The following is a 4238-nucleotide window of genomic DNA, read 5'->3' as shown; positions in this document are numbered from 1 at the left end:
GGGGGAGTCCATATAAGACTATGGTCTCAAGTTACTTTTTCATACCTGATCTTGATGCAACTAAGTCATTTACGCTAACAAGGTTTTGTCCAAAACCTTCACAAGCTGAATTTTTATCCGTGGCACTTTCTAACTCGAAAAAGCCTATTTCAAGCTAGCCCTTTTACCTAGTCATAACTTATGTGTGCGGTTTTCCTACCAATTTAAATGTGTCTAACGGAATAACTGTCTCAAGGAAATATTGAGCAAGTATATACGTATAGTATTGATATCATGAGTCTCGCCACATGAATACTGGCCGGACAATAATGATGCGTATTGGTTGGTTTAATTGGATATCGCTCTATCGAACCCATTTAGGGAATTGTGTTTCAAGAGCTTGATTAAGTACTTATCTATATCTATATCTATATCTATATCATGTATCGATGAGCCAATACCTAAAGTCTTTACCTATAACAATGGCCAGCAATAGACTGCCAAAAGTGTCATTTAAATTGCTTGTCTTAACTAGGTGCTAAATTTGTCGGTCCCTGTCGCAGCCGTTATGAATATTGAGGATTCATTATGAAAGTAACTCTCGATCTAGATAAATTGTTAAGCGAAGGGGCAGTTACTCGGGAAGAGTACGAAAAATTCAGTGCCCTTGCTGCAAAATCTACGGGTTCCCTCGCGTTTAACATCCTAATTGGATTTGGGGTTACCGCTGTCAGTAGTGCGATACTTGCTCTGGTACCCGAACCAACAACCGCAATATTGATAGGAGCATTCATTATAATCGGTGGCCTTGTGATATTAAGTAGTGGCAGCGAACAATGGAATGTACTTGCTAACATTTGCATTTTGGCAGGCGCATTGATGAACGGAGGTGGAATCACGGTTGCGGGCGAAGGTAGTCTTTTATCAATGATAACTGTCACAACAATATTTACTGTAGCGAGTATATTTGCGAGGAGTGCTCTGCTTGCTGTTCTAGCAACATTAATGCTATCAGCTTGTATCGGCGCTAGAACAGGATATTTTCATGCGACTTACTTTGTTGGTATTCAAGAGCCTACCATCACAGTCATTCTTTTTAGCCTATTGTCGATAACCCTATATCAACTATCTAAAAGACTCCCAGCAGAATACGAAAGAATAGCCATTGCTTCATCGAGAACCGGCTTTTTTCTGATTAATTTGGGTTTTTGGGTTGGTTCTTTGTGGGGCGAGCGAAACGAAACAAGAGAAATAATTATTACCGATTCTACATTTGCCTTCGTTTGGGCTGTCGTATTAATTGCGGTTGCAGTTTGGGCTTGGAAAAGAAACCGCAGGTGGGTTCTAAATACCGTTTCAGTTTTCGGGGGGATTCATTTTTTCACACAATGGTTCGAGAACTTAGGTGCAACCCCTAGCACGTTACTTGTCGCTGGTTTACTTGCCCTTGGATTTGCATTGGGACTTCGAAGTATAAATCTAAAGATGAAAAATAATGAATAATCGGGTAGGCGGAGGTATCTAGCCTCTAGCCCCCATCACTCCCCAACACCGCCAAAAACGCATCTAAATACTGCTCTATCGTTAGATCCGCAGAAACCGGTGGAAGCTCTACGGTAATACACGGTAGGCTTCTTTCTTGGCACCAGGTGCCGAATGAGCCTGGGGTTTCGTAGTCCACGTCTTCAACGAGCGGTAGGTTGAACTGTTTGCCTAGCCAAGTGGCGAGTTCCGATTGGTTTGGGTCATCGACCATAGCGAGTGGTTCGTGGAAAGAGATGACGAATTTGGGCTTGCGCTGCTCAATGAGCTTGATGAGCGACTGTACTTCCGGTTCAAGTTGGTCGACTTGCCCAGTTTTTACCTTTACATCTCTGACTGGTGTGTGGGAACTCCAGCGATAGACGGTGCCGTCTTCTGTCCAGTTTTGCGTCGGGAATGCGCGGTTCAAATCGACTTGGTTAGCGTTGGCACGGGTACCTAACTGATTACCATCTGGGTTCATCGACAAGATCACATCGTGTCGTAAGTTGGCGGCTGGCAGGCTTCTTAGCGCACAAGATAAACCTGCGATAGACGCGGTTTCATCACCGTGTGTGCCTGCTATGATTAGGCCTCGAGATTCGCTTTCTACTTGCGCGGGGAAATAGAGCAAGGGTGCGCTTAGTACCGACTTTCCATATGGTAACGGCTTTATTGAAAATGCAGCTCTTTCCGTTCTTGGAATTAAACTCACCTTTATCTCCTGATTGATCAAGTACTATCAAGTATTAACGATTACAAAAACTACTTAGATAAACGAAAGCATTAAAACTCGTCAACAGTCGCATTGTTAATTTTATTACTTGCTTCAAAGATAGGCTAGGAGAGCAAAAACATATGGATTTTAAGAAATACTCAACGGCGTTACTCATTTCATCTCTATTGACCCCTTTTATCTCAGTGACTGCCGTTGCTGACACATTGCCAGCGGGAACTTCTCTGGCGAAAGAACAACACTTGGTGCGCGCGAATGATGCAGAAGCGGCGACTCTTGACCCTGCAAAGGCTGAAGGCCTTCCAGAAATGCACATTCTGCGTGACCTGTTTGAAGGTTTAGTGATTCAAGATCGTGATGGCAACATTACTCCAGGTGTGGCGGAATCTTGGGAAACCGAAGACAACAAGACGTTTGTATTCCACCTACGTAAAGACGCGCAATGGTCGAATGGCGATCTGGTGACGGCTGATGATTTCGTGTATGCGATAAGACGAGCGGTAGACCCTAAAACGGCATCGCCAAATGTGTGGTACTTAAAGCTCACCAAAATCAACAATATTGCTGATGTGGCAGAAGGTAAGAAGCCGATTGAAGAGCTAGGCGTGTCGGCTGTTGATAAACACACGGTGAAGTTCGAACTCGATAGTAAAGTGCCTTACTTTGTGGCGATGACGGGCCACACATCCATGATGCCAGTGCATAAGTCAGCCCTAGAAAGTAGCGACAAGCCGTGGAGCGATCCTAAGCAATTTGTCGGTAATGGTGCATTCGTACTAGACGAGTGGGTGGTGAATGAGCGCATTGAATTGAAGAAGAACCCGAAATACTGGGACAGTTCAAATACGTACCTAACCGAAGTGACATATATTCCGTTTGAGAATCAGAATGCCTCGATTAACCGTTATGCAGTGGGCGAGGTCGATATCACGTCTGATGTGCCTACTCATATGGCGCAACAGCTTAAAAGCAAATACAAAGATGCGTTTACCACAGTGCCTCTGCTGTGTACTTACTACTACGCATTCAATACTACGCGACCACCTTTTGATGATGCGCGAGTACGTAAAGCTGTCTCTTATTCTATGATGCGTGACGTTATCACGGATGGTGTTACTCAGGTGGGTAACCTACCTGCTTATACCTTTGCTCATGAGTACACGGCTGGCTTTGATGCGACACAACCTGAATACAGTACATGGACTCAGAAGGAACGAGATCAAAAAGCAAAAGAGTTACTGAAAGAAGCGGGCTACGATGCGTCTAATCCGTTGGATTTCAAATTGCTTTACAACACCAGTGAGTCGAACAAGTCGATTGCAGTGGCGATTGCATCAATGCTGAAAGGCAACTTAGGTGCACAAGTTGAGCTGGAAAACCAAGAGTGGAAGTCTTACTTGGTGTCACGTCGCCAAGGTGATTTCGACGTAATGCGAGCCTCTTGGTGTGGTGATTACAACGAAGCATCAACCTTCTTGAGCCTGTTGCGTTCAGGTTCTTCGGGTAACTTTGCTCGTTATAGCAATGACAAGTACGACGCAGCAATGGACAGCGCCTTAGCCGCAACCAGCGAACAAGACCGCCAAGGTTTCTATGACCAAGCAGAGCAGTTACTGGCAGAAGACATGCCGATCGCACCAATCTACTACTACATGCAGGCCCGTCTAGTGCGACCAAGTGTCGGTGGTTTTGCTAAGAACAATGTAGAAGGGCGTATCTACTCTAAAGATCTCTACATCAGAGAGTAATTGATCTTCTGACATATCAAAAAACCTGAAATAGAGAAAAGGGACGTTGATCATAAATATCTGATCAACGTCCCTTCGTCATTAATCTGTAACGGTAAGCGCAAAAAACTGAAACCTGATTGAAGTATTTTTCACTTTTATTTCAATCAGGTGAAGCCATGTTACCCCCTCTACGTGCCCTTGTTGCGTTCGAAGCTGTTGCCCGCCTCGGTTCTATTGGCGCTGCCGCGCGAGAGCTTTGTGTTACACAAGCT

General features: G+C 44.6%; 4 protein-coding genes. 3 read left to right on the top strand and 1 reads right to left on the bottom strand.

Annotated features, from left to right (window positions below; all coding sequences use genetic code 11):
• Window positions 1-567: 567 nt before the first annotated feature.
• Entirely contained in the window at window positions 568-1482 is a 915-nt protein-coding gene (locus tag BCT81_RS14105; protein WP_102424825.1) for a hypothetical protein, read from the top strand.
• Window positions 1483-1507: 25 nt separating this feature from the next.
• Here the strand turns inward: BCT81_RS14105 and mpaA are convergent, their stop codons facing one another.
• The gene (mpaA, locus tag BCT81_RS14100) at window positions 1508-2215 is read right to left on the bottom strand and encodes a murein tripeptide amidase MpaA (RefSeq protein WP_102424824.1); all 708 of its coding nucleotides are present in this window, start codon (window positions 2213-2215) and stop codon (window positions 1508-1510) included.
• 143 nt (window positions 2216-2358) lie between these two features.
• Between mpaA and BCT81_RS14095 the strand changes: the two genes are divergently transcribed.
• A complete protein-coding gene (locus BCT81_RS14095) occupies window positions 2359-3984 on the top strand; it encodes an ABC transporter substrate-binding protein (protein ID WP_102424823.1) in 1626 nt (541 codons plus the stop codon).
• Between the two features lie 158 nt (window positions 3985-4142).
• The coding region (locus tag BCT81_RS14090; RefSeq protein ID WP_133152628.1) for a LysR family transcriptional regulator at window positions 4143-4238 on the top strand (96 nt) is incomplete at its 3' end.

The organism is Vibrio sp. 10N.261.52.A1 (assembly GCF_002876325.1).
GTDB lineage: Bacteria > Pseudomonadota > Gammaproteobacteria > Enterobacterales > Vibrionaceae > Vibrio > Vibrio chagasii.
The sequence above is the reverse complement of the archived record's forward strand: the minus strand, read 5'-3'. Positions and strand labels throughout refer to the sequence as shown.

Bases quoted from the DNA above. Each gene is read 5' to 3' on its own strand.
- BCT81_RS14095 (WP_102424823.1), top strand. From the start codon at position 2,359: ATGGATTTTAAGAAATACTCAACGGCGTTACTCATTTCATCTCTATTG.
- BCT81_RS14105 (WP_102424825.1), top strand. From the start codon at position 568: ATGAAAGTAACTCTCGATCTAGATAAATTGTTAAGCGAAGGGGCAGTT.